Consider the following 21653-nt stretch of genomic DNA (forward strand, 5'->3'; position numbering starts at 1 on the left):
ATCTCCAACACTATTAAAGGCCGGTATTTATCGTCAAACAGCGAACCGGGTGCCAGACAATCAAAGGCAAAAGGCTTGCCCCTTCACTGACCCCAAGCATGAAATCTGCAACTGAACGAGCCCTGCCCCCCAAAAATTCGTCCATACTTCACAAGTCAATTGATCTGCATCACGTTTTGTTACATCTGCTACACCATTCAGGTTTTTTTCCCAACGCGACCAAAGGTCGCACCCTTGTGCTAGAGCTTCAGGCGTATCATTGCGCCACTGCACCACCCCTTTTGACCGCGGTCGGCATGTACTGACCGAGGCATTTTTCCACTGCCGTGGGATGCAATGATGAGCAACCAGATTCCGGTACACGACGTCACTCCACCCAACAAGAACGCAAACAACAGCGTCGACCTCTACGCCTCTCGAGAAAAGATCTACACCCGCGCCTTCACGGGTTTGTTCCGCAACCTGCGGATGATGGGCGGTGCCTTTTTGTTTCTGTTGTATTTCGGCACGGTGTGGCTGAACTGGGGCGGCCACCAAGCCGTCTGGTGGAACCTGCCGGAGCGTAAATTCTTTATTTTTGGCGCAACCTTCTGGCCTCAGGACTTCATCCTGCTGTCGGGGATTTTGATCATCAGTGCCTTCGGCCTGTTCTTCATTACGGTCTACGCCGGTCGCGTGTGGTGCGGTTACACCTGCCCGCAGAGCGTCTGGACATGGATTTTCATGTGGTGCGAAAAGGTCACCGAAGGCGACCGCAACCAGCGCATCAAGCTCGACAAAGCGCCGATGAGCGCCAACAAATTCCTGCGCAAGCTCAGCAAACATTCGATGTGGCTGCTGATCGGGTTTGTCACCGGCCTGACCTTCGTCGGTTACTTCTCGCCGATCCGTGAGCTGGTATTCGACTTCTTCACCGGCGAAGCGGATGGCTGGTCGTATTTCTGGGTCGGTTTCTTCACCCTCGCCACCTACGGCAACGCCGGCTGGTTGCGCGAGCAGGTGTGCATTTACATGTGCCCGTACGCGCGTTTCCAAAGCGTGATGTTCGACAAAGACACGCTGATCGTTTCCTACGATCCACGCCGCGGTGAATCCCGTGGCCCGCGCAAGAAAGGCATCGACTACAAGGCTCAAGGCCTGGGCGATTGCATCGACTGCACCATGTGCGTACAGGTTTGCCCGACTGGCATCGACATCCGCGATGGCCTGCAAATCGAGTGCATCGGCTGTGCCGCCTGTATCGACGCCTGCGACGCCATCATGGACAAGATGGATTACCCGCGCGGCCTGATCAGCTACACCACCGAGCACAACCTGTCCGGGCAAAAAACCCATAAACTGCGCCCGCGCCTGATCGGCTATGCCGTGGTGCTGCTGGCGATGATCTCGTTGTTGATCACCGCGTTCTTCATGCGCTCGCTGGTCGGTTTCGACGTCAGCAAAGACCGCGTGCTGTACCGCGAGAACGCCGAGGGCCGGATCGAAAACGTCTACAGCCTGAAGATCATGAACAAGGATCAGCGCGACCACACCTACGTGCTGGAAGCCACCGGCCTGCCGGACCTCAAGCTGCAAGGCAAGCGCGAGATCAAAGTCGCCGCCGGGGAAATTTTCAGCCAGCCAGTGGAGCTGTCCAGTGCACCGGAACAACTGCCATCGAGCACCAACGAGGTGAAATTCATCCTCAAGGATGCCGATGACGACAGCGTTCATGTTGAAGCCAAGAGCCGATTCATCGGCCCCCAAATTCGTTGAGAGAAGTGATCATGCCCGCAGCAACTGCCGCAAGTCCCTGGTACAAGCACCTTTGGCCGTGGATCATCATCGGGATTCTGGCCTGCTCGGTGACCCTGACCTTGTCCATGGTGACCATCGCGGTGAACAACCCGGACAACCTGGTGAACGACAACTACTACGAAGCCGGCAAAGGCATCAACCGCTCCCTCGACCGTGAACTGTTGGCCCAGACCCTGCTGTTACGGGCCAGCGTGCATCTGGATGGCGTGACCGGCGAAGTCGACCTGCACCTGAGCGGCAACAGCCAACCGAAAACCCTTGAACTGAACCTGATCTCGCCGACGCAACCGGAGAAGGATCGCAAGATCACCCTCGCCCACAGCGACACGGAACAGGGCCGCTACATCGGTCAACTGAGCGACAAGGTCGAAGGCCGTCGCTTTGTAGAACTGCTGGGGGTCGAAGGCGACAAGACCTGGCGCCTGTTCGAAGAAGAACAGGTCAGCCATGACAAGGACCTGCTGCTGGGCGATGAGCCGCTGCAAGGCGCGGAAGACCTGAAAAAGTAAGCCCGACTCTGATCGTTCCCACGCTCTGCGTGGGAACGATCATCGGACAACCCCCTGTGAAAACCGAATGACCACTCCAACCCCCTGCTACCACTGCGCCCTGCCCGTCCCGGCTGGCAGCCGCTTCACCGCGGCGGTCCTGGGTGAAACCCGCGAGTTCTGCTGCCCGGGTTGCCAGGCCGTGGCCGAGGCGATTGTGGCGGGCGGATTGGAAAGCTATTACCAGCATCGCAGCGAGTCATCGGCCAACCCCGAAGCCTTGCCGGTGCAGTTGGTGGACGAACTGGCGCTGTACGACCGCGCCGACGTGCAAGCGCCGTTCGTGCGCCACGACGGCGACCTCGCCGAAACCACCCTGTTGATGGAAGGCATCAGCTGCGCCGCGTGCGGCTGGCTGATCGAGAAACACCTGCGCGGCTTGCCGGCGGTGGCCGAAGCGCGCCTCAACCTGTCCAACCATCGCCTGCACGTACGCTGGGCCGATGCGCAATTACCGTTGAGCAAGGTGCTCAGTGAGTTGCGCCATATCGGTTACGCCGCCCACCCCTATCAAGCCGACCGCGCCAGTGAACAACTGGCCAGTGAGAACCGTCTGGCCTTGCGCCAACTCGGCGTGGCCGGCCTGCTGTGGTTCCAGGCGATGATGGCGACGATGGCCACCTGGCCGGAATTCAACATCGACCTCAGCCCCGAACTGCACACCATTCTGCGTTGGGTCGCGCTGTTCCTGACCACGCCAATCGTGTTCTACAGCTGTGCGCCGTTCTTCAAAGGCGCGATGCGCGACCTGCGCACCCGCCACCTGACCATGGACGTGTCGGTGTCGCTGGCGATTGGCAGCGCCTACCTCGCCGGGATCTGGACTTCGATCAGCGGCGTTGGTGAGCTGTATTTCGATGCAGTCGGCATGTTTGCGCTGTTCCTGCTGGCCGGTCGTTATCTGGAACGCCGCGCCCGAGAACGTACCGCTGCGGCCACTGCCCAATTGGTCAACCTGCTGCCCGCTTCATGCCTGCGCCTGAGCGCGGATGGCCAGAGCGAGCGAATCCTGCTCAGCGAATTGCGCGTCGACGATCAGGTGCTGGTCCATCCGGGGGCCATTCTGCCGGCAGACGGCAAGATCCTCGACGGTCAGTCGAGCATCGATGAATCGTTGCTGACCGGTGAATACTTGCCGCAACCGCGAATGCCAGGCGATGCAGTCACCGCCGGCACGTTGAACGTTGAAGGCGCGCTGACCGTGCAAGTATTGGCCCTGGGCCAGGACACACGACTGTCCGCCATTGTCCGCCTGTTGGATCGCGCGCAAGCCGAAAAGCCGCGCCTGGCGGAAATCGCCGACCGCGCCGCGCAGTGGTTTTTGCTGCTATCGCTGATCGCCGCTGCCGCCATTGGCCTGTTGTGGTGGGAACTCGATTCATCCCGGGCCTTCTGGATTGTGCTGGCCATGCTCGTCGCCACTTGTCCGTGTGCCTTGTCCCTCGCGACGCCCACCGCGCTGACCGCCGCCACCGGTACGCTGCACAAACTCGGCCTGCTGTTGACGCGCGGCCATGTGTTGGAAGGTCTGAACCAGATCGACACGGTGATCTTCGACAAGACCGGGACCCTGACTGAAGGGCGCCTCGCCTTACGTTCAATCCGCCCGCTGGCCGCACTCGACAGTGACCAATGCCTGAGCCTGGCGGCCGCGCTGGAAAACCGCTCCGAACACCCGATCGCCCGCGCCTTCGGCCGCGCGCCACTGGCCGCCGAAGAAGTCCACAGCACACCGGGGCTGGGGCTTGAAGGCCTGGTCGGCGTACAACGCCTGCGCATTGGCCAGCCAGGTTTTGTCTGCGAACTCAGTGGCGCTGCCGCACCTTCGATGCCCGATGAAGCGGGCCAATGGCTGCTGCTCGGCGACAGTCAGGGCCCTCTGGCGTGGTTTGTCCTCGACGACCGGTTGCGCGCAGATGCCCCTGCATTGCTGCAAGCCTGCAAGGCGCGGGGATGGCGCACATTGCTGCTGTCCGGAGACAGCTCGCCGATGGTCGCCAGCGTTGCCGCCGAGTTGGGAATCGACGAGGCGCGTGGCGGTTTGCGTCCCGACGACAAATTGCAAGTCCTGCAACAACTGCACAAGGAAGGCCGCAAGGTGTTGATGCTCGGAGACGGGGTCAACGACGTGCCGGTACTGGCCGCGGCCGACATCAGCGTGGCGATGGGCTCGGCCACGGATCTGGCGAAAACCAGTGCCGATGCCGTGTTACTGTCCAACCGTCTCGACGCACTGGTGCAAGCCTTCAGTCTGGCCCGGCGAACCCGTCGGGTAATCATCGAGAACCTGCTGTGGGCCGGGCTGTACAATGGCCTCATGTTGCCGTTCGCTGCCCTCGGCTGGATCACTCCGGTGTGGGCTGCCGTCGGCATGTCGATCAGTTCGTTGACCGTGGTGCTCAATGCCCTGCGCCTGACTCGCTTGCCGAGCTCGCCAGCCACCCGCGCCACGCCAGAAACCCGCCCGCTGCCGGCCTGAGCCGCGCGGGCATGGAGTCCTCCCATGCCAGCTCTTTACGTGATGATTCCGGCCGCGCTGCTGATCGTGGCCATCGCCGTCTACATCTTCTTCTGGGCGGTGGACAGCGGTCAGTACGATGACCTCGACGGCCCGGCCCACAGCATTCTGTTCGACGACCAGGACCCGGCCCACAAAGCTGCGGTCGATGAAGCCAGCGGCCATCCGGCCAAACCCGACGACAAGGCGCCGCCTCATGCTTGAATTGGCGCCACTGCTGGTGTCTGCGGTGATTCTCGGCTTGCTCGGGGGCGGCCATTGCCTGGGTATGTGCGGCGGCTTGATGGGCGCGTTGACCCTGGCGATTCCCAAGGAACAACGCAGCCGACGCTTCCGCTTGCTGCTGGCCTACAACCTGGGCCGCATCCTCAGCTACGCCACCGCCGGCCTCTTGATCGGCCTGGCCGGCTGGGCCGTGGCCAACAGCCCGGCAGCGATGTTTATGCGGGTCATCGCCGGTCTGCTGCTGATCGCCATGGGGCTGTACCTCGCCGGTTGGTGGAGCGGCCTGACCCGCATCGAAAGCCTGGGTCGCGGCCTGTGGCGGCATATCCAGCCGATTGCCAACAAACTGCTGCCCGTGTCGAGCCTGCCCCGCGCCTTGCTGCTGGGCGCGCTCTGGGGCTGGCTACCGTGCGGGTTGGTTTACAGCACTTTGCTGTGGTCGGCGAGTCAGGGGAATGCGCTGGACAGCGCTTTGTTGATGCTCGCGTTCGGCCTGGGCACCTGGCCGGTGTTGCTGGCCACAGGCCTGGCGGCTGAGCGGGTGACGGCGCTGTTGCGTAAACGCAGCGTGCGCATGGCCGGTGGTCTGCTGGTGATGCTGTTCGGCCTCTGGACCTTGCCGGGGCCGCATCAGCATTGGTTGATGGGTCACTAGTCCGCCCTGTAGCAGCTGCCGCAGGCTGCGTTCGAGGGCGAAGTCCTCGCCTATACAAAGCATGCAAATCCCCTGAGAGCCCGAGGTGAAAGGTTTACGACTGCTTAGCAGCCGGACGCAGCCTTCGGCAGCTGCTACACGTCCGTGCTCACCGTTGATGCAAATCAAGATGCCCCAACGCCTCCCCCCCTAGACTCGCCCACACTGCAAGCCTATCCGGGGGAATGCCCGCATGATGCTCGACGCCATTCGTTGGGACACCGATCTGATCCGCCGTTATGACCTGGCGGGACCGCGCTACACCTCTTACCCGACGGCTGTGCAATTCCACAGTCAAGTCGGCTCGTTCGACCTGCTTCACGCACTGCGCGACAGCCGCAAGGCCCTGCGCCCGTTGTCGCTGTACGTGCATGTGCCGTTCTGCGCGAACATTTGCTACTACTGCGCCTGCAACAAAGTCATCACCAAGGATCGCGGCCGCGCCCTGCCCTACTTGCAGCGTCTTGAGCAGGAAATCCAGCTGATCGCCTGTCACCTCGACCCGGCGCAGAAGGTCGAACAACTGCACTTCGGCGGCGGCACCCCGACGTTCCTCAGCCACGATGAACTGCGCCAGTTAATGGCTCAACTGCGCAAGAGCTTCAACTTGCTGGACGATGATTCCGGCGACTACGGCATCGAAATCGATCCTCGCGAAGCCGACTGGTCAACCATGGGCCTGTTGCGCGAGCTGGGGTTCAATCGTGTCAGCATTGGCCTGCAAGACCTCGACCCGGCCGTGCAACGGGCGGTCAACCGCCTCCAAAGCCTGGAAGAAACCCGCGCGGTGATCGATGCGGCCCGAACCCTGCAATTTCGCTCGATCAACATCGACCTGATTTACGGCTTGCCCCGGCAGACGCCCGAAAACTTCGCCCGCACGGTGGATGAAGTGATCAACCTGCAACCGGATCGGCTCTCGGTGTTCAACTACGCGCACCTGCCCGAACGCTTCATGCCGCAGCGACGCATCAACAGCGACGAGCTGCCGACACCGGCGCAGAAGCTGGAAATGCTCCAGCGCACCATCGAGCAACTGACCACGGCCGGTTACCGCTACATCGGCATGGACCACTTCGCCCTGCCCGACGACGAACTGGCGATCGCCCAGGAGGAATCAACCCTGCAGCGCAATTTTCAGGGCTACACCACCCACGGCCATTGCGATTTGATCGGTTTGGGGGTGTCAGCCATCAGCCAGATCGGTGATCTGTACTGCCAGAACACCAGCGATCTGGCTCAATACCAGAACACCCTGGCCACGGGTCAACTGGCCACCAGCCGTGGCCTGGTGTGCAACGCCGATGATCGGCTGCGGCGGGCGGTGATACAGCAGCTGATCTGCAGGTTCAGCCTGGAATTCGTCGAGATCGAGCAAGCGTTCAACATCGACTTTCGCGGTTACTTCGGCCAGTTGTGGCCGCAGTTGCTGACCATGGCCGATGACGGCTTGATCAGCCTCGACAACGAACGAATCACTGTACTGCCGGCCGGTCGTTTGCTGGTGCGCTCGGTGTGCATGGTGTTCGATGCTTATCTGCAGCAACTCAACCACCAACGATTTTCCCGGGTGATCTAATTCTTCATCGCCATGGAGGCGGATTTCAGCGTTTACAGGACCGCCAAACATCACGCGGTATCGTGGCGTGACAATATCTGCACAAACTGGCCGGAATGCCATCCCGTGGGTTACCCTTACGTCTTATGTGTGATTTTCCCACAAGGATTGAAGAAATGTCCGAGCCAGTCAAACTGCGTGCTCATAACCAGGCCCATTGCAAGGATTGCAGCCTCGCCCCCCTGTGTTTACCGCTGTCTCTGAACCTGGAGGACATGGACGCGCTGGACGACATCGTCAAGCGTGGACGTCCGCTGAAAAAAGGAGAGTTCCTGTTTCGCCAGGGCGACACCTTCGATTGCGTCTATGCGGTGCGCTCCGGCGCCCTCAAGACCTTCAGCCTGAGCGACGCCGGTGAAGAACAGCTCACCGGTTTCCACTTGCCGAGTGAACTGGTCGGCCTGTCGGGCATGGACACTGAAAAGCACCCCGTGTCCGCGCAAGCGCTGGAAACCACCTCAGTGTGCGAAATCCCTTTCGATCGCCTCGACGAACTGTCCGTGCAACTGCCGCAACTGCGTCGCCAGTTAATGCGCGTCATGAGTCGCGAGATTCGCGACGATCAACAAATGATGCTGCTGCTGTCGAAAAAAACCGCCGACGAGCGCATTGCCACGTTCCTGGTCAACCTGTCGGCACGTTTCCGCGCCCGCGGTTTCTCGGCCAACCAGTTCCGCCTGAGCATGTCGCGCAACGAAATCGGCAATTACCTGGGGCTGGCGGTCGAAACCGTGTCCCGGGTGTTCACCCGTTTTCAGCAGAGCGAATTGATCGCCGCTGAAGGCAAGGAAATTCGTATCCTCGACCCGATCCAACTCTGCGCGCTGGCCGGCGGCTCTCTCGAAGGCTGATTGTCACCCTTGCGGCTGAGCGAAACGGTTCAGCCGCCGTTATACTGCGACGTTTGCAGCCTGCCAGGACACCTCGACGATGGTCTTCGACTCCTTCGACATCAAATCCCTGATCCGCCCCGTGATCGACTTCCCCAAGCCGGGCGTGATCTTTCGTGACATCACGCCGTTGTTTCAGTCACCCACGGCCCTGCGCCTGGTGATGGACAGCTTTGCCCATCGCTACGTCGAAGCCGATTTCACCCACATCGGGGCGATGGACGCGCGTGGCTTCCTGATCGGTTCGGTGCTGGCGTATCAGTTGAACAAACCGCTGGTGCTGTTCCGCAAGCAAGGCAAACTGCCGGCCGACGTGTTGGCCGAGGGTTACGCGACCGAGTACGGCGAAGCGTTCCTCGAGGTCCACGCCGACAGCCTGTGCGAGGGCGATTCGGTGGTGATGTTCGATGACTTGATTGCCACGGGCGGCACGCTGATTGCGGCGGCGAACCTGATTCGACGCATGGGCGCGCGGGTTCATGAAGCGGCGGCGATTATTGATCTGCCGGAGCTGGGTGGGTCGCAGCGATTGGAAGATATGGGGATTCCTACTTTCTGCCTGACGCAGTTTGCGTTGACTGACAAGTAAGCGGCGTTGGTACTGACGCCATCGCGGGCAAGCCCGGCTCCCACAGTGACCTATGTCATATGAGAGCCGGGCTTGCCCGCGATGACGTCAGCCGCTACACCACCAATTAAAGCCCCATCTGTTTACTGATAATCTCGTTCATCACTTCCCGCGTCCCGCCGCCAATCGACAGAATCCGGTTATCCCGGTACAGCCGCTCCACAAGACTGTCACGCATGTAACCCAAGCCTCCCAGAATCTGCACCGCATCATTGACGATCCGGTCCGCCGTGTCGGTGGCAAAGTTCTTGGCCATCGAAATTTCCTTGATCACACTCTGCCCCGCCGCCATCTTCGCCGCCTGGCGATAGGTAAATTCCCGAGACACTTCCAGCGCGGTCGCCATCTCGGCGAGGCGATGCTTGAGTACCTGGAACTTGCCGATGGGTTTACCGAAAGCTTCGCGCTGACGCGCCCACTTCAGGCTCTCCTCCAGCGCCAGCTGCGCAGTCATGTTGGCCATCAATGCCAACGCCAGCCGCTCACTCTGAAAGTTACCCATGATGCAGGCGAAACCCATGTTTTGCGCGCCAATCAGATTGCCCACCGGCACCCGACAGTCATCGAAGAACAACTCCGCGGTGTCCGATGCCCACCAGCCCATTTTCTTCAACTGACGGCCGACGGTGAAACCGGGTGTGCCCTTCTCGATCAACAACAGGCTGATGCCGCCAAAACCGGGCTCGCCGGTGCGCACTGCGACGGTGTAGTAATCGGCGCGAACGCCGCTGGTGATGAAGGTTTTGCTGCCGCTGACGCGATAGAAGTCGCCGTCACGCACGGCGCGGGTTTGCAGATTGGCGACGTCGGAACCGCCGCTGGGTTCGGTGACCGCCAGGGCGCTGATCTTCTCGCCGGTCAGCACCTGCGGCACCACGCGATCACGCACTTCGGGCCGGGCCCACTTGAGGATCGGTGGCAAGCCGATGTCCAGCGACCCCAAACCGGCCACCAGTCCACCCGAGCCACAGCGCATGAGCTCTTCGCTGGCAGCGACCTTGGCGAACAGATCACCTTCATGGCTGCCGCCCAGCGCTTCGGGATAGCCAATTCCCAGAATCCCGGCAGCACCGGCCTTGAGGTAGAGCTCACGGGGAAAGCTTTCAGCTTCCTCCCACTGATCAATGTCCGGAAGGATCTCCCGCTCGACGAAACGTCTGACGCTGTCACGGACCAATTGGTGGCTGGGATCGAAGTATTCCTGAAAGGCAGGCATCGGCGAACTCCACTGAAGGTTCAGCGACGTTAACCGAGCGCTTGCTTGGTTTTCAACAGGATTGTGTCAATACGGAGAACTGAGGCGCGGCCATCGCGGGCAAGCCTAGCTCCCACAATGCTGTGGTGAACACTGGAGATCCAGTGTGGGAGCCGGGCTTGCCCGCGATGAGGCCCGTTCAGCCACTACAAGGCTATCGGCTTACGCCCGGCAAACGAATGCGCCAACGTCCCGCCATCCACCAACTCCAGCTCACCCCCCAACGGCACACCGTGAGCAATACGCGAAGCAATCAGCCCCTTATTGCTAAGCAACTGCGCAATGTAATGCGCCGTCGCCTCACCTTCCACCGTCGGGTTGGTCGCAAGAATGACTTCGGTAAAAGTCCCGGCCTCTTCAATCCGCGCCATCAACTGCGGAATACCAATCGCCTCAGGCCCAAGACCGTCAAGCGGCGACAAATGCCCTTTGAGCACGAAGTAGCGACCACGGAAACCGGTCTGCTCCACCGCATAGACATCCATTGGCCCTTCCACCACACACAACAACGTGTCGTCACGGCGGGTATCCGCGCACTGCGGGCACAGGTCGTCCTCGGTCAGCGTGCGGCACAAACGGCAATTACCCACCCCTTCCATGGCCTGACTCAAGGCCAACGCCAGTCGCGAACCACCGCTGCGATCACGCTCAAGCAGTTGCAGCGCCATGCGCTGGGCGGTTTTCTGACCCACGCCCGGCAAAATTCGCAGGGCATCGATCAGTTGGCGAATCAAAGGGCTGAAGCTCATAGGGAAACGTCCGACAAAACAACGAGACGCGGTTTATACCCGCGCCTCTCTTTAGCGTCAAATACTCAGTCCTGCGCGACCCGCACCACCAGTTTGCCGAAGTTGCGCCCTTCCAGCAGACCAATGAATGCTTCGGGTGCCTGTTCGAGACCATCGACCACGTCTTCGCGGAATTTCACCTTGCCGTCGCGCACCCACGGCGCCATGGCACTGATGAATTCCGGCTGGCGATCGCCGTAGTCGTCGAACACGATGAAGCCCTGGATTCGCACGCGCTTGGTCAAAATCGTCCGTTGCAATTGCGGCAGACGATCCGGGCCGCTCGGGGCTTCGTGGGCGTTGTAGGAAGCGATCAGGCCGCACAGCGGAATACGCGCCTTGGGGTTGAGCAGCGGCAATACCGCGTCGAACACCTTGCCACCGACGTTCTCGTAATAGATGTCGATGCCGTTGGGGCACGCCTTCGCCAACTCTTGGGCGAAGTCCGGACTCTTGTGGTCGACGCAGGCATCAAAACCTAATTCGTCGACGACATAACGGCATTTTTCCGCGCCACCGGCGACGCCGACCGTGCGTAAACCCTTGATCTTCGCTACCTGACCGACCACCGACCCCACGGCACCGGATGCCGCCGCGACCACCAGGGTTTCGCCGGACTTCGGCTGGCCAATGTCCATCAGCCCCATATAGGCCGTCATGCCCGGCATCCCCAGCACGCCCAAGGCCATCGACGGGCTCGGCAACCCGGACGGCACCGGGATGATGTTGCGACCGTCGCTGATGCTATGGCTCTGCCAGCCGGTGGAGCCGACGACCACATCACCTTCCTGGAATTTTGGATTCAACGAGCGTTCGACCCGGCTGACAGCGCCACCGGTCATGACCTCGCCGATTTCGACCGGGGCGGCATAGGACGGCGCGTCACTCATGCGACCGCGCATGTACGGGTCCAGCGACAGGTAAAGGGTCTTGAGCAGGACCTGACCGTCAGCGAGCTCCGGCAACGCTTCCCTTTCCAGGCGAAAATTCTCCGGCGTCGGCGCGCCAACCGGGCGGGACGCCAGGACGATACGTTGGTTGAGGGTCAATGCTTGTGGCATGTGAGCGTCTCCTTTGATCGAGAATCGAGTGGTATAGGGGAGCAGACCTTTGTGGCGGTTTCAGGTTCGATGTTTCGTCAGGTGTACCGAGGTGACTTCATCGCGGGCAAGCCACGCTCCCACAGGATTGAGGTGACCCCTGTGGGAGCTAGGCTTGCCCGCGATGGCGATCGCACAGACGCTACACCCATCAGGCAGAAACAAAAATGCCAGGCGCGATGCCTGGCATTTTTTTGTAGCTCATCCGATGCGCTTTAGCGAATCAGAATGGCAGCTTCATGCCCGGCGGCAATTGCATGCCTGCGGTCATGCCGGACATTTTGTCCTGGCTGTTCGCTTCGATCTTGCGCACGGCATCGTTGACGGCGGCGGCGACGACGGCTTCCAGCATCTCTTTGTCGTCTTCGCTCAGGCCTTCAACCAGGCTTGGGTCGATGGTCACGCTCTTGACGTCGTGACGACCGGTCATCACCACGGTGACCATATCGCCGCCCGCTTTACCGATGACTTCGGCGTTGGCCAGCTCTTCCTGCATCTTGGCCATTTTTTCCTGCATCTGCTGTGCCTGCTTCATCAGGCCGGCCATGCCACCTTTCATCATGGGAATCACCTCAAAAGTACTTGGATTAAACAGCGTCCGGCCCTGTTGACCGAACGCCTTCAGTTATTAGCCCTGACTGACCAGAGCGTCGACAGGTTCAATAGTATCGTTACGGATCACCGCACCGAACTGTTGCATCATTTGCTGGATGAACGGATCGCCGTGGATCGACTCCTCGGCCTCGCGCTGACGGTTGGCTCGGCGCCGGGACGCCGCCTGGGCCGGAGTTTCCTGCTCAGGCTTGATCAGCTCCATGCTCAGGGTCAGCGTGCGCCCGTGAAACTGGTTCAGCGCATCGTTGAGACGACGTTGCTGGGTCGCATTGAACAAGGCGCTGTGGGCCGGGTCCAGGTGCATCAGCCAGTGATCGCCCTCGACGGAAATCAGCGTGCAGTTGGCGGCAATGCTGCCCGTCATGCCGGAGATCGGCAGTTTCGGGAACATTTCCAGCCATTGCAGCGCCAGACCGGTGGCCGGCATCGCAGCGGGTTCCGGCTCCGGTTCCGGCGCGGGTTCGGCGGTGTGTTCGCTGGCCAGTTCATCAAGGTAACTGTAGGCCGAATCCATGTCCGGCTCGATGTAATCCTCGTCCAGCGGCGGTTCGTCGTCCTGGTCGATGCCAGGGGTAGCGGCATCGACGTCGGCAACGGACGGTTCCGGGATCGGCGCAGCGGCCCACTCCGGCGCATCCGGCACCACGCTGTCCGGCGTTGGCAACGGCATTGGCGGCAACTCGGGCTGCTCGCTGGCGGTTTCCAGTACCGGCTCGACGGCGGGTTGCTGCATGACGTCGGGAACGACCGGGTCGTTCCACGGCAAGTCGACGACGGCCTCGACCGCTACGGGCTCAACCACCGGTTCCGGTACGACAACGGGCGCAACCGGTTCAGGTTCCGGCGCGGGAACTGGAACGGCAACAACGGGAGCAGGTGCAACTGCCGCAGCGACTACCGGCGCAACAACCGGCGCGGCAGCCACTGAATTTGCGGAATCAACTGTGGCCTGGCTGATCCCCACTGGCTTTAGCGGTTGCCTCGGGGCGTCCGCGGTGTCTGCGGGGCGGAAGGCGAGCATCCGCAGCAGGACCATTTCAAAGCCACCACGCGGGTCCGGCGCCAGCGGCAAATCACGCCGGCCGATCAGGCCCATCTGGTAATAAAACTGCACGTCTTCGGCTGGCAACGCCTGGGCCAGCGCCAGTACCCGGTCACGGTCGCCGTGACCGTTGTCGACGCCTTCAGGCAAGGCCTGGGCGATGGCGACGCGGTGCAGTACGTTGAGAATTTCCGAAAGCACGCCGTTCCAGTCCGGGCCTTGTTCGGCCAGATGACGAACGCCTTCGAGCAACGCCTTGGCGTCACCTTCGATCAACGCATGCAAAACGTCGTAGACCTGGCCGTGATCCAGCGTACCGAGCATCGCCCGCACGTCGGCGGCCATGACCTTGCCTTCACCGAAGGCGATGGCCTGGTCAGTGAGGCTCATGGCATCGCGCATCGAGCCATCGGCGGCACGGCCCAACAGCCACAATGCGTCGTCTTCGAACGGTACATTCTCGACACCCAGCACGTGGGTCAAATGCTCGACTACGCGTTCCGGCGTCATGTTCTTCAGGGAGAACTGCAGACACCGCGACAGAATGGTTGCAGGAAGTTTCTGCGGATCGGTCGTCGCCAGGATGAACTTGACGTAGGGCGGCGGCTCTTCGAGGGTTTTCAGCAGCGCATTGAAGGAATGGCTGGAGAGCATGTGCACTTCGTCGATCAGGTAGACCTTGAAGCGCCCGCGGCTCGGGGCGTACTGCACGTTGTCGAGCAGTTCGCGGGTGTCTTCGACCTTGGTCCGGCTCGCGGCGTCGATCTCGATCAGGTCGACAAAGCGCCCTTCATCGATTTCGCGGCACACCGAGCACTCGCCGCACGGCGTCGAAGTGATACCTGTTTCACAGTTCAGGCATTTGGCGATGATCCGCGCAATGGTGGTCTTGCCCACCCCGCGCGTACCGGTAAACAGGTAGGCATGGTGCAGCCGCTGGCTGTCCAAGGCATTGATCAGAGCCTTGAGCACATGGGTCTGGCCGACCATTTCGCGGAACGAGCGCGGACGCCATTTACGTGCAAGAACCTGATAACTCATCGAAAACCGTCGCAACGAAGGAACAGAAGCGGCTAATGCTAGCGGAGCAAGGCCAAAATTGCATCCGGTGTGCTCGTCTAATCTGGCTAAGCTGCACTTTGGGGGCTTTAATCGGCTCGGGTTTTAGCTGTACCGGAGCGTTTATGCGTTGTGCCTTGGGGGCATTGCTGTGGATAAGTGTGAGCGCCGCCGCTGCCGAAGCGCCGTTGCGATTTGTCGTGCCCGACAGTTGGGCGATGCCGATGGTGCAACTGGATCATGGCCGCCTGACCCAGGGCATCCTGTATGACGTGATGCTCAGCCTGGCCACTCAGGTGGGAGTGCCGGCGGAATTTCACGTACTGCCCCGGGCGCGAGTGCAAAACGCCATGGAACACGGCGAGGTCGATGTGCGCTGCTATGCCGCGCAGTCATGGCTACCGAATCAGTCAGGCGACTACATCTGGAGCATCCCGCTGTGGTTTCAGCGTGACGTGCTGGTCAGTCAGCAAGCCCCGCCCGCCCTGGTGTTGCCTGCGACCCTTTCACGCCAGCCCATCGGCACAGTGCTCGGCTATTACTACCCGACGCTGCAACCGCTGTTCGATGCCGATCGCCTGCGCCGCGAAGACGCGCGCAATCAGGAACAAGTGCTGGAAAAACTCAATGCCGGGCGTCATCGCTATGCCGTGAGCAATCAATGGACACTGGACTGGTTCAATCAGCGCCTGCTGCCCGACCGACAATTGAAAGCGGTGGCCGTGTTGCAGGAACAGAATGTCGGTTGCTATGTGCGCAATGACCCCAAGGTGCCGGTGCAGCGCATTCTGCGCACGTTGTTGCGGATGAAAATGTCCGGGGAGATTGATGACATTATCCGGTTGTACATCGGCACCCCCGCAAACTTTTAGCAGCCTGTGGCTACAGGGACATGGTCACTGCCTGCCATTGCGGCGGCACTACAAACCCCGCCACCCAGCCTGGCACCGCTTCGGGCGGCATTGGCCGGGCGATGAAATAGCCTTGGGCGACCTCGCAACCCAGTCTCAGCAACAACTCACCGTGCTCGATGCTTTCCAGCCCTTCGGCAATCACCTGCCGGCCAAATGCCCGGGCCAGACCGATCACAGCGGTGGTCAGCGCCAGGTCATCGCGATCCTCCAGCATGTCGCGCACGAACGTCTTATCAATCTTGATGGTTTGCGTGCGCAGACGCTTGAGATAGCTCAGTGACGAATAACCGGTGCCAAAGTCGCCGAGCGAAAACTGCACCCCCAGCGCCTGACAAGCCTGCAAACAGACGCTGACGTGGTGGATATTCTCGATGGCCACCGACTCGACGATTTCCAGGTCAAGCATCTGCGCAGGCACCTCGGCGTGCCGAGCGAGCACCTGCTTGAGCCGTTCAACAAAATCCGCACGCTGAAAATGCCGTGCCGCGATGTTCAGGCTGATCGGCCAGCACTGCCCCGCCTGCTGCCAGCGGTGCAACTGCGCCAGGACCTGATCCATCACCCACTCGCCGATGTCGATGATCAGGTCCGTCTCCTCCACCGCGGGCAAGAAATCCCTGGCCCGTATCAGGCCGTTTTGCGGATGCGCCCAGCGCAACAGCGCCTCGAAACCGACGACCTTACCCAGGCGCATGTTGACCTTGGGCTGGAAATGCAGACGCAGTTCACCGGCTGCCAACGCCTGACGCACGCGCTGGACGGTCTGGTGCGTCGCCTTGACCTCTTGATCCCGAGTCACGTCGAACAGGTGAAAACGGTTGCGTCCGCGCTGCTTGGCCACGTACATGGCTTGATCGGCGTGACGCAACAGGGTTTCAGCATCTTCATTGTCGAGGGGAAACAGCGTGACCCCGATGCTGGCGAACACATGAACGTCCTTGCCATGCAGCACGTACGGTGCCGAAATCGCACCCAGCACCCGGTTCAGCGCCGCACGCAGTTCGGGCAGATCCCGCACATGACGCAACACCAGCACGAACTCGTCGCCTGCCAGACGCGCCACCACATCTTCGCCCCGCACGATGCCACGCAAACGCCTGGCCACCTCCACCAGCAACACATCACCACTGGCATGGCCGTAGCCGTCGTTGACCGCTTTAAACCCGTCGAGGTCGAGCATGCACACCGCCAGCGGGGTGTCTTCCAGCCGTGAGAACTCCAGCGCCTGATCCAGCAAGTCCGAGAGGTACGCGCGATTAGGCAATCCGGTCAGCACGTCATGCCCGACCCGCCATTGCAAGGTATGCAGCAACTCGCGTTTTTCACTGATGTCGAACCGGATCGACAGGTATCGATCGACCCGCCCGGTGTCATCATCGAGGACCGGCACCATGGTGCTGTCGACCCAGTACAGGCTGCCGTCCTTGGCGCGATTGCAGATCTCGCCTTTCCACACACTGCCCAGCGCAATGGTGCGCCACATCACAGAAAAGAATTCGCAGGAATGCACGCCGGAATTGAGCAGACGGTGATTCTGGCCGATCAGCTCTTCACGGCTATAACCGGACACGGCGCAGAATTGGTCATTGACGTAGGTGATCCGGCCGTTCAGGTCGGTCTCGGAAAAAATCGCGGCGGCATCCACAGCCCTGCGGTACTTCTCATCCATGAATCAGGCTCGCTGTCGCTAGCGGAAGAATGGCGTGTCATCCCGGACGCGCATTTTTGATGGCCCTGCAAGACTGCAGATCAATCTGACTTGAACACCTCGCGCCAGTCTGACGAGGGCGCGCAATGCTCGCAGCTTGACCAAGGCTTGTCCAAGCCTTCGTGCAGCAATGAATATCGGTGCATAAGTGAAATGTTCGTTCTGAAAACCGCAAACGTCGAAAAACCGCCCTGGAGATGATCCATGGCAGAACGACAAAAAATATTTTCAGATAGAAAACGCGAAAGAGGATTCGCGGTGCGTTATGGAGGCAACCCCACCAGCCACACCCCGGCACACAATGTTCCCGCTGTGGCTGCTTCCTTCCGGATCTGACCAGGTTCACGGGTAATCGTTGCGGGGGGACCGATGGGGTCACCATAACGACGCTCACCTGACGGCGAGCCGCGCCATTGTACCTATCTGAGACGAAGTTACAACCGTTGGGGCGGATTAAAAAACATGAACGGCTTCAAGGACATGCAATCCCTGTGAAAGACCTTCCTCTGTAGCCGCTGCACGTCAGCGGCTACAGGATGGTCAGAGGTCCTGCAGCACCTCATCCGCCCTGCCGCCCTCTTGCTGGATCACCAGATGGATGAAGTGCAGCTTGGCGATCACCGGCGGCGGCAGGACGAACGGGTAGAAATCCGGCTGGCCCATGCTGCGCGACAACTCATTGAGCATGCCCGCCAACTCGATCCACGCATTGACGAACGACAGAAACGCCGCGCCGCCGGGATGCTGCGGGTCGTAGAGCGCGCTTGACGGGAATGGCTGGTAATCGAAATCCATTTCCCGCGCGCTCATGCCGAATCCCAGCGCGGTGTCCACCGCATCCATCATGTGCAGGTAATGCGCCCAGGTTTCCGCCCAGTCCTCCCACGGGTGCATGGTCGCGTAGGCGCTGACGCATTGTTGTTGCCAGTCGAGTGGCGCGCCTTGCTGGTAATGCCGCTCCAGCGCCTCGGCGTAGCTGGCGCGCTCATCACCGAACAACCCACGAAAAGGCTCCAGCCAATGGCTACTGGCGATCAACCGGTCCCAGTAATAATGCCCGACCTCATGCCGAAAATGCCCGAGCAACGTGCGATAGGGCTCGTGCATTTGCACCCGGACCTGCTCGCGGTGGGCGTCATCGGCTTCTTTGATGTCGAGGGTGATCAAGCCGTTGGCGTGACCGGTGGTCGGTGATTTGCCTTCGAGGTCGACACCGATAAAATCAAACGCCAGGCCGGTTTCTTCGTCGACGGTTTTGGGTATCACCTGCAAACCGAGGCTGACCAACTGCGCGACCAGTCGTCGCTTGGCCGTTTCGACCTTGCGCCAGCGTTCGTGGTTTTCGGGAATCGACAGGTCGGGAATGGTGTGATTCAGGCTACAGGCGATGCAAAGCGCATCGTGGTCATTGGCCGGGAGCAGCCAGTTGCACGCCGCCGGGGAATCGAGATTGGCGCAGCGGCGGAACACGCCGGCTTGCGGGTCGGCATCGAGCAGCCAGGTGTCGGCCTGCTCACCTGGCTGCAGCGAAGACAAGCGACTCTGCTCAGGCTGATAGCCCAGCGCCGCCGAACAGGCCAGGCACTGGCTGTTGCGAAAGAACAGCGACTGCCCGCAGCGACATTGCCAGACCTTGCTGTTGCGCGAGTTGACGCCCATGAAAGGCGCGGCGATGCGCGCGCTGAGCTGTTCGAAGAAGCGGTACATGGCGATCTCTCCCTGAGGCTTGCCAAGACTAGATCATCGCCACGCAGCGATCGTTCCCACGCTCTGCGTGGGAACGTATCCAGGGACGCGGAGCGTCCGGGGCGGCATTCCCACGCAGAGCGTGGGAACGATCACGACTCGACCGCGATACCGTGGTGTTTCAGGAACTCGACGAACGCTTCTTCATCGAGCACCTTCAACCCCAGCTCATTGGCCTTGGCCAACTTGGAACCCGCTCCCGGCCCTGCCACCACGCAGTGGGTCTTGGCCGACACCGATCCCGCTACCTTCGCCCCCAGGCTTTCAAGTTTTTCCTTGGCAACGTCGCGGCTCATCAACTCCAGCGAACCGGTCAGCACCCAGGTCTGCCCGGCCAGCGGCAGCCCTTCGACGACCTTCTTCTCGCTCAGCCAGTGCATGCCGAAATCGCGCAACTGCTTCTCGGCAGCCTCAGCGATCAGACGATTGTCCTCGAGCGCAAAAAACTCGCGAACCGAATTGGCCTGTTTCTCCGGCAGCGTCTGACGCAAGTCCAGCCAGTCCGCACCGAACACACCTTCCAGCGAACCAAACCGGTCCGCTAGCTTCTGCGCCCCGCCCGGCCCGACCGAAGGAATGTGCAGCTTGTCGAGAAACCCGCCCAGCGTCGTGCTGGCCGCGAACTCGGCCCCAAGCTCGCCCTGATCCTGAATCTGCAGACCGTGCTTGAGCAGTTCCTTGATCACTTGCTGGTTATGCGCATCTTCAAAGAAGCTGTGAATTTCGTGGGCCACTTCCAGGCCGACGTCCGGCAAGTACGTGAGCACGTGCGGCAACGCCTGCTGAACCCGCTCCAGCGACCCCAGAGAACGCGCCAGCACCTTGGCCGTCTCTTCGCCGACATCGGGAATCCCGAGGGCATAGATAAACCGCGCCAGGCTTGGCTTTTTGCTGTCCTCGATGGCACTCAGCAACTTGTTGCTCGAAACCTCGGCAAAGCCTTCCAGATCGACAATGTCGTCGAACTTCAGGGCATACAGATCGGCCGGCGAGCTCACCAGGCCTTCGTCGACCAGTTGCTCGACACTCTTGTCCCCCAGGCCTTCGATGTCCATGGCACGGCGGGAAACGAAGTGAATGATCGCCTGCTTGAGTTGCGCACCGCAGGCCAGACGACCGACGCAGCGGTACACCGCGCCTTCGCTGACGGTCTCGCGGCCCTTGCTGCGTTTGACCAGTTGCGTGCGCTCGACCTGCGAACCGCACACGGGGCACTGCTCGGGAATGTGTACCGGCCGGGCATTGTCCGGACGACGCTCGAGCACCACTTGCATGATTTGAGGAATTACATCTCCTGCCCGACGAATAATTACCGTGTCACCGATCATCAACCCCAAGCGAGCTACTTCATCCATGTTGTGCAGTGTCGCGTTCGCTACTGTGACGCCCGCCACCTTAACTGGCATCAGTCGAGCGACCGGCGTTACTGCGCCAGTTCTTCCAACCTGAAACTCGACATCTAGAAGCTCAGTCAACTCCTCCAACGCCGGAAATTTATGCGCAATTGCCCAGCGAGGCTCACGCGCACGGAATCCCAACTCCCGTTGATAAGCGAGGCTATTAACCTTAAAAACAACTCCGTCGATTTCGTACGGAAGCGAATTACGACGGGCACCTATATCCTGGTAATACTCCAAACACTCTTCAATTCCGTTTGCTCGCTTAAGCTCATGACTGATCGGCAAACCCCACATTTGGAGTTTTTCGAGTATCGCTATGTGTGTATCCGGAAGCTGCCCCTGGACCTGCCCAATACCGTAACAACAAAATTCCAACGGGCGACTAGCGGTAATTCTCGAATCCAGCTGACGAAGACTTCCTGCTGCTGCATTCCGTGGATTAGCAAAGGGTTTCCCACCAATCTCTAACTGGGATGCGTTGAGCCGCTCAAACCCGGCCTTAGACATGAAAACCTCACCACGAACCTCCAATACGCTAGGCCAGCCTGAACCTTGAAGCTTCAGTGGAATGCTACGTACGGTGCGTACATTTACAGTAATGTCCTCCCCCGTAGCTCCGTCCCCTCGAGTAGCGCCCTGGACCAAAATTCCTTCTCGATAGAGAAGACTGACAGCTAGCCCATCAAGCTTAGGCTCACAGCTATATTCGATATTCTCAATAAACAAGTCATTGTCTAAATCGAGCCCCCCTCTCACCCGCCGATCAAACTCCAACATACTGCTTTCATCAAACGCGTTACCCAAGCTCAGCATGGGAACCTGATGCTTGACTTGAAGAAAAGTTGAAAGCACTTCGCTACCGATGCGCTGTGTCGGAGAATCAGATGTCACTAAACGTGGATGCTTGGCCTCAAGAGCTTTGAGCTCTCGAAACAAACGATCATATTCCGCGTCTGGAACACTCGGTTCATCAAGGACGTAGTAACGATGATTGTGCTCACGCAGTTCCGTGCGAAGCAGCAAAATTCGGTTGGCATCGTTTTCAATGTCAGACATGTGGTTTCTCTCATAAAGCAAAAGAGCAGCCGAGGCTGCTCAATCTATTTTG

The 21653-nt window shown here is 60.2% G+C and carries 17 protein-coding genes and 1 other RNA gene; 9 read left to right on the forward strand and 9 right to left on the reverse strand.

The genetic code is table 11. The features are described from left to right. Positions 1-339 precede the first annotated feature (339 nt). The 8 genes from ccoG (at position 340) to H8F22_RS04475 (ending at position 8879) form a co-directional block, all read left to right on the forward strand. Complete coding sequence (gene ccoG / locus H8F22_RS04440; RefSeq protein ID WP_027921712.1) at positions 340-1755, forward strand: cytochrome c oxidase accessory protein CcoG; 1416 nt, start codon at positions 340-342, stop codon at positions 1753-1755. Positions 1756-1766: 11 nt separating this feature from the next. Further along, positions 1767-2306 (forward strand): FixH family protein, encoded by a 540-nt coding sequence (locus H8F22_RS04445; protein WP_027921713.1) that lies wholly within the window; start codon positions 1767-1769, stop codon positions 2304-2306. A gap of 67 nt (positions 2307-2373) precedes the next feature. Beyond that, complete coding sequence (locus H8F22_RS04450; protein WP_027921714.1) at positions 2374-4824, forward strand: heavy metal translocating P-type ATPase; 2451 nt, start codon at positions 2374-2376, stop codon at positions 4822-4824. Between the two features lie 24 nt (positions 4825-4848). Further along, positions 4849-5067: a cbb3-type cytochrome oxidase assembly protein CcoS gene (gene ccoS / locus H8F22_RS04455; RefSeq protein ID WP_027921715.1), complete on the forward strand. Its 219-nt coding sequence runs from the start codon at positions 4849-4851 to the stop codon at positions 5065-5067. Next, a complete protein-coding gene (locus H8F22_RS04460; RefSeq protein ID WP_027921716.1) occupies positions 5060-5743 on the forward strand; it encodes a sulfite exporter TauE/SafE family protein in 684 nt (227 codons plus the stop codon). The genes ccoS and H8F22_RS04460 overlap by 8 nt, the downstream gene beginning before the upstream one ends. A 235-nt stretch (positions 5744-5978) precedes the next feature. Then, positions 5979-7361 carry an oxygen-independent coproporphyrinogen III oxidase gene (gene hemN / locus H8F22_RS04465; protein WP_027921717.1) on the forward strand — a complete coding sequence of 461 codons (1383 nt, stop codon included), beginning with the start codon at positions 5979-5981 and terminating at the stop codon, positions 7359-7361. A 155-nt stretch (positions 7362-7516) separates the two neighbouring features. Continuing rightward, positions 7517-8251 (forward strand): fumarate/nitrate reduction transcriptional regulator Fnr, encoded by a 735-nt coding sequence (gene fnr, locus H8F22_RS04470; protein ID WP_027921718.1) that lies wholly within the window; start codon positions 7517-7519, stop codon positions 8249-8251. A gap of 79 nt (positions 8252-8330) precedes the next feature. Further along, positions 8331-8879, forward strand: coding sequence for an adenine phosphoribosyltransferase (locus H8F22_RS04475; RefSeq protein ID WP_027921719.1), 549 nt, complete (start codon positions 8331-8333; stop codon positions 8877-8879). 106 nt (positions 8880-8985) lie between these two features. Here H8F22_RS04475 and H8F22_RS04480 read toward each other — a convergent pair whose 3' ends face one another. The 5 genes from H8F22_RS04480 to dnaX all read right to left on the reverse strand — a co-directional run bounded on the left by H8F22_RS04480 (position 8986) and on the right by dnaX (position 14759). Beyond that, positions 8986-10134, reverse strand: a complete 1149-nt coding sequence (locus H8F22_RS04480; RefSeq protein ID WP_027921720.1) for an acyl-CoA dehydrogenase family protein — start codon at positions 10132-10134, stop codon at positions 8986-8988. Positions 10135-10319: 185 nt separating this feature from the next. Further along, positions 10320-10922, reverse strand: a complete 603-nt coding sequence (recR, locus tag H8F22_RS04485) for a recombination mediator RecR (protein ID WP_059181314.1) — start codon at positions 10920-10922, stop codon at positions 10320-10322. 65 nt (positions 10923-10987) lie between these two features. Continuing rightward, the gene (locus tag H8F22_RS04490) at positions 10988-12022 is read right to left on the reverse strand and encodes an NADP-dependent oxidoreductase (protein ID WP_027921722.1); all 1035 of its coding nucleotides are present in this window, start codon (positions 12020-12022) and stop codon (positions 10988-10990) included. 262 nt (positions 12023-12284) lie between these two features. Further along, on the reverse strand, positions 12285-12623 hold the full coding sequence (locus H8F22_RS04495) for a YbaB/EbfC family nucleoid-associated protein (RefSeq protein ID WP_027921723.1): 339 nt from the start codon (positions 12621-12623) through the stop codon (positions 12285-12287). A gap of 66 nt (positions 12624-12689) precedes the next feature. Further along, the gene (dnaX, locus tag H8F22_RS04500; RefSeq protein ID WP_027921724.1) at positions 12690-14759 is read right to left on the reverse strand and encodes a DNA polymerase III subunit gamma/tau; all 2070 of its coding nucleotides are present in this window, start codon (positions 14757-14759) and stop codon (positions 12690-12692) included. Between the two features lie 143 nt (positions 14760-14902). On the opposite strand from dnaX, the gene H8F22_RS04505 reads away from it, so the two are divergent. Continuing rightward, positions 14903-15649, forward strand: a complete 747-nt coding sequence (locus tag H8F22_RS04505) for a substrate-binding periplasmic protein (protein WP_194939790.1) — start codon at positions 14903-14905, stop codon at positions 15647-15649. A 10-nt stretch (positions 15650-15659) separates the two neighbouring features. On the opposite strand, the gene H8F22_RS04510 is transcribed toward H8F22_RS04505, so the two are convergent. The 4 genes from H8F22_RS04510 to ligA form a co-directional block, all read right to left on the reverse strand. Further along, positions 15660-17360: a putative bifunctional diguanylate cyclase/phosphodiesterase gene (locus tag H8F22_RS04510; RefSeq protein WP_059181315.1), complete on the reverse strand. Its 1701-nt coding sequence runs from the start codon at positions 17358-17360 to the stop codon at positions 15660-15662. Positions 17361-17674: 314 nt separating this feature from the next. Then, positions 17675-17771, reverse strand: an RNA gene (gene ffs, locus H8F22_RS04515) — signal recognition particle sRNA small type. A gap of 168 nt (positions 17772-17939) precedes the next feature. Further along, positions 17940-19106: a zinc-binding metallopeptidase family protein gene (locus H8F22_RS04520; RefSeq protein WP_059181316.1), complete on the reverse strand. Its 1167-nt coding sequence runs from the start codon at positions 19104-19106 to the stop codon at positions 17940-17942. A gap of 131 nt (positions 19107-19237) precedes the next feature. Next, positions 19238-21601, reverse strand: coding sequence for an NAD-dependent DNA ligase LigA (ligA, locus tag H8F22_RS04525; protein WP_194939791.1), 2364 nt, complete (start codon positions 21599-21601; stop codon positions 19238-19240). Between the last annotated feature and the right edge of the window lie 52 nt (positions 21602-21653).

The sequence above is a fragment of the Pseudomonas mucoides genome, from assembly GCF_015461845.1.
Lineage (GTDB): Bacteria > Pseudomonadota > Gammaproteobacteria > Pseudomonadales > Pseudomonadaceae > Aquipseudomonas > Aquipseudomonas mucoides.

Coding starts and splice junctions, on each gene's coding strand:
- ccoG (WP_027921712.1), top strand. CDS start 340: ATGAGCAACCAGATTCCGGTACACGACGTCACTCCACCCAACAAGAAC.
- H8F22_RS04445 (WP_027921713.1), top strand. CDS start 1,767: ATGCCCGCAGCAACTGCCGCAAGTCCCTGGTACAAGCACCTTTGGCCG.
- H8F22_RS04450 (WP_027921714.1), top strand. CDS start 2,374: ATGACCACTCCAACCCCCTGCTACCACTGCGCCCTGCCCGTCCCGGCT.
- ccoS (WP_027921715.1), top strand. CDS start 4,849: ATGCCAGCTCTTTACGTGATGATTCCGGCCGCGCTGCTGATCGTGGCC.
- H8F22_RS04460 (WP_027921716.1), top strand. CDS start 5,060: ATGCTTGAATTGGCGCCACTGCTGGTGTCTGCGGTGATTCTCGGCTTG.
- hemN (WP_027921717.1), top strand. CDS start 5,979: ATGCTCGACGCCATTCGTTGGGACACCGATCTGATCCGCCGTTATGAC.
- fnr (WP_027921718.1), top strand. CDS start 7,517: ATGTCCGAGCCAGTCAAACTGCGTGCTCATAACCAGGCCCATTGCAAG.
- H8F22_RS04475 (WP_027921719.1), top strand. CDS start 8,331: ATGGTCTTCGACTCCTTCGACATCAAATCCCTGATCCGCCCCGTGATC.
- H8F22_RS04480 (WP_027921720.1), bottom strand. CDS start 10,134: ATGCCTGCCTTTCAGGAATACTTCGATCCCAGCCACCAATTGGTCCGT.
- recR (WP_059181314.1), bottom strand. CDS start 10,922: ATGAGCTTCAGCCCTTTGATTCGCCAACTGATCGATGCCCTGCGAATT.
- H8F22_RS04490 (WP_027921722.1), bottom strand. CDS start 12,022: ATGCCACAAGCATTGACCCTCAACCAACGTATCGTCCTGGCGTCCCGC.
- H8F22_RS04495 (WP_027921723.1), bottom strand. CDS start 12,623: ATGATGAAAGGTGGCATGGCCGGCCTGATGAAGCAGGCACAGCAGATG.
- dnaX (WP_027921724.1), bottom strand. CDS start 14,759: ATGAGTTATCAGGTTCTTGCACGTAAATGGCGTCCGCGCTCGTTCCGC.
- H8F22_RS04505 (WP_194939790.1), top strand. CDS start 14,903: ATGCGTTGTGCCTTGGGGGCATTGCTGTGGATAAGTGTGAGCGCCGCC.
- H8F22_RS04510 (WP_059181315.1), bottom strand. CDS start 17,360: ATGGATGAGAAGTACCGCAGGGCTGTGGATGCCGCCGCGATTTTTTCC.
- H8F22_RS04520 (WP_059181316.1), bottom strand. CDS start 19,106: ATGTACCGCTTCTTCGAACAGCTCAGCGCGCGCATCGCCGCGCCTTTC.
- ligA (WP_194939791.1), bottom strand. CDS start 21,601: ATGTCTGACATTGAAAACGATGCCAACCGAATTTTGCTGCTTCGCACG.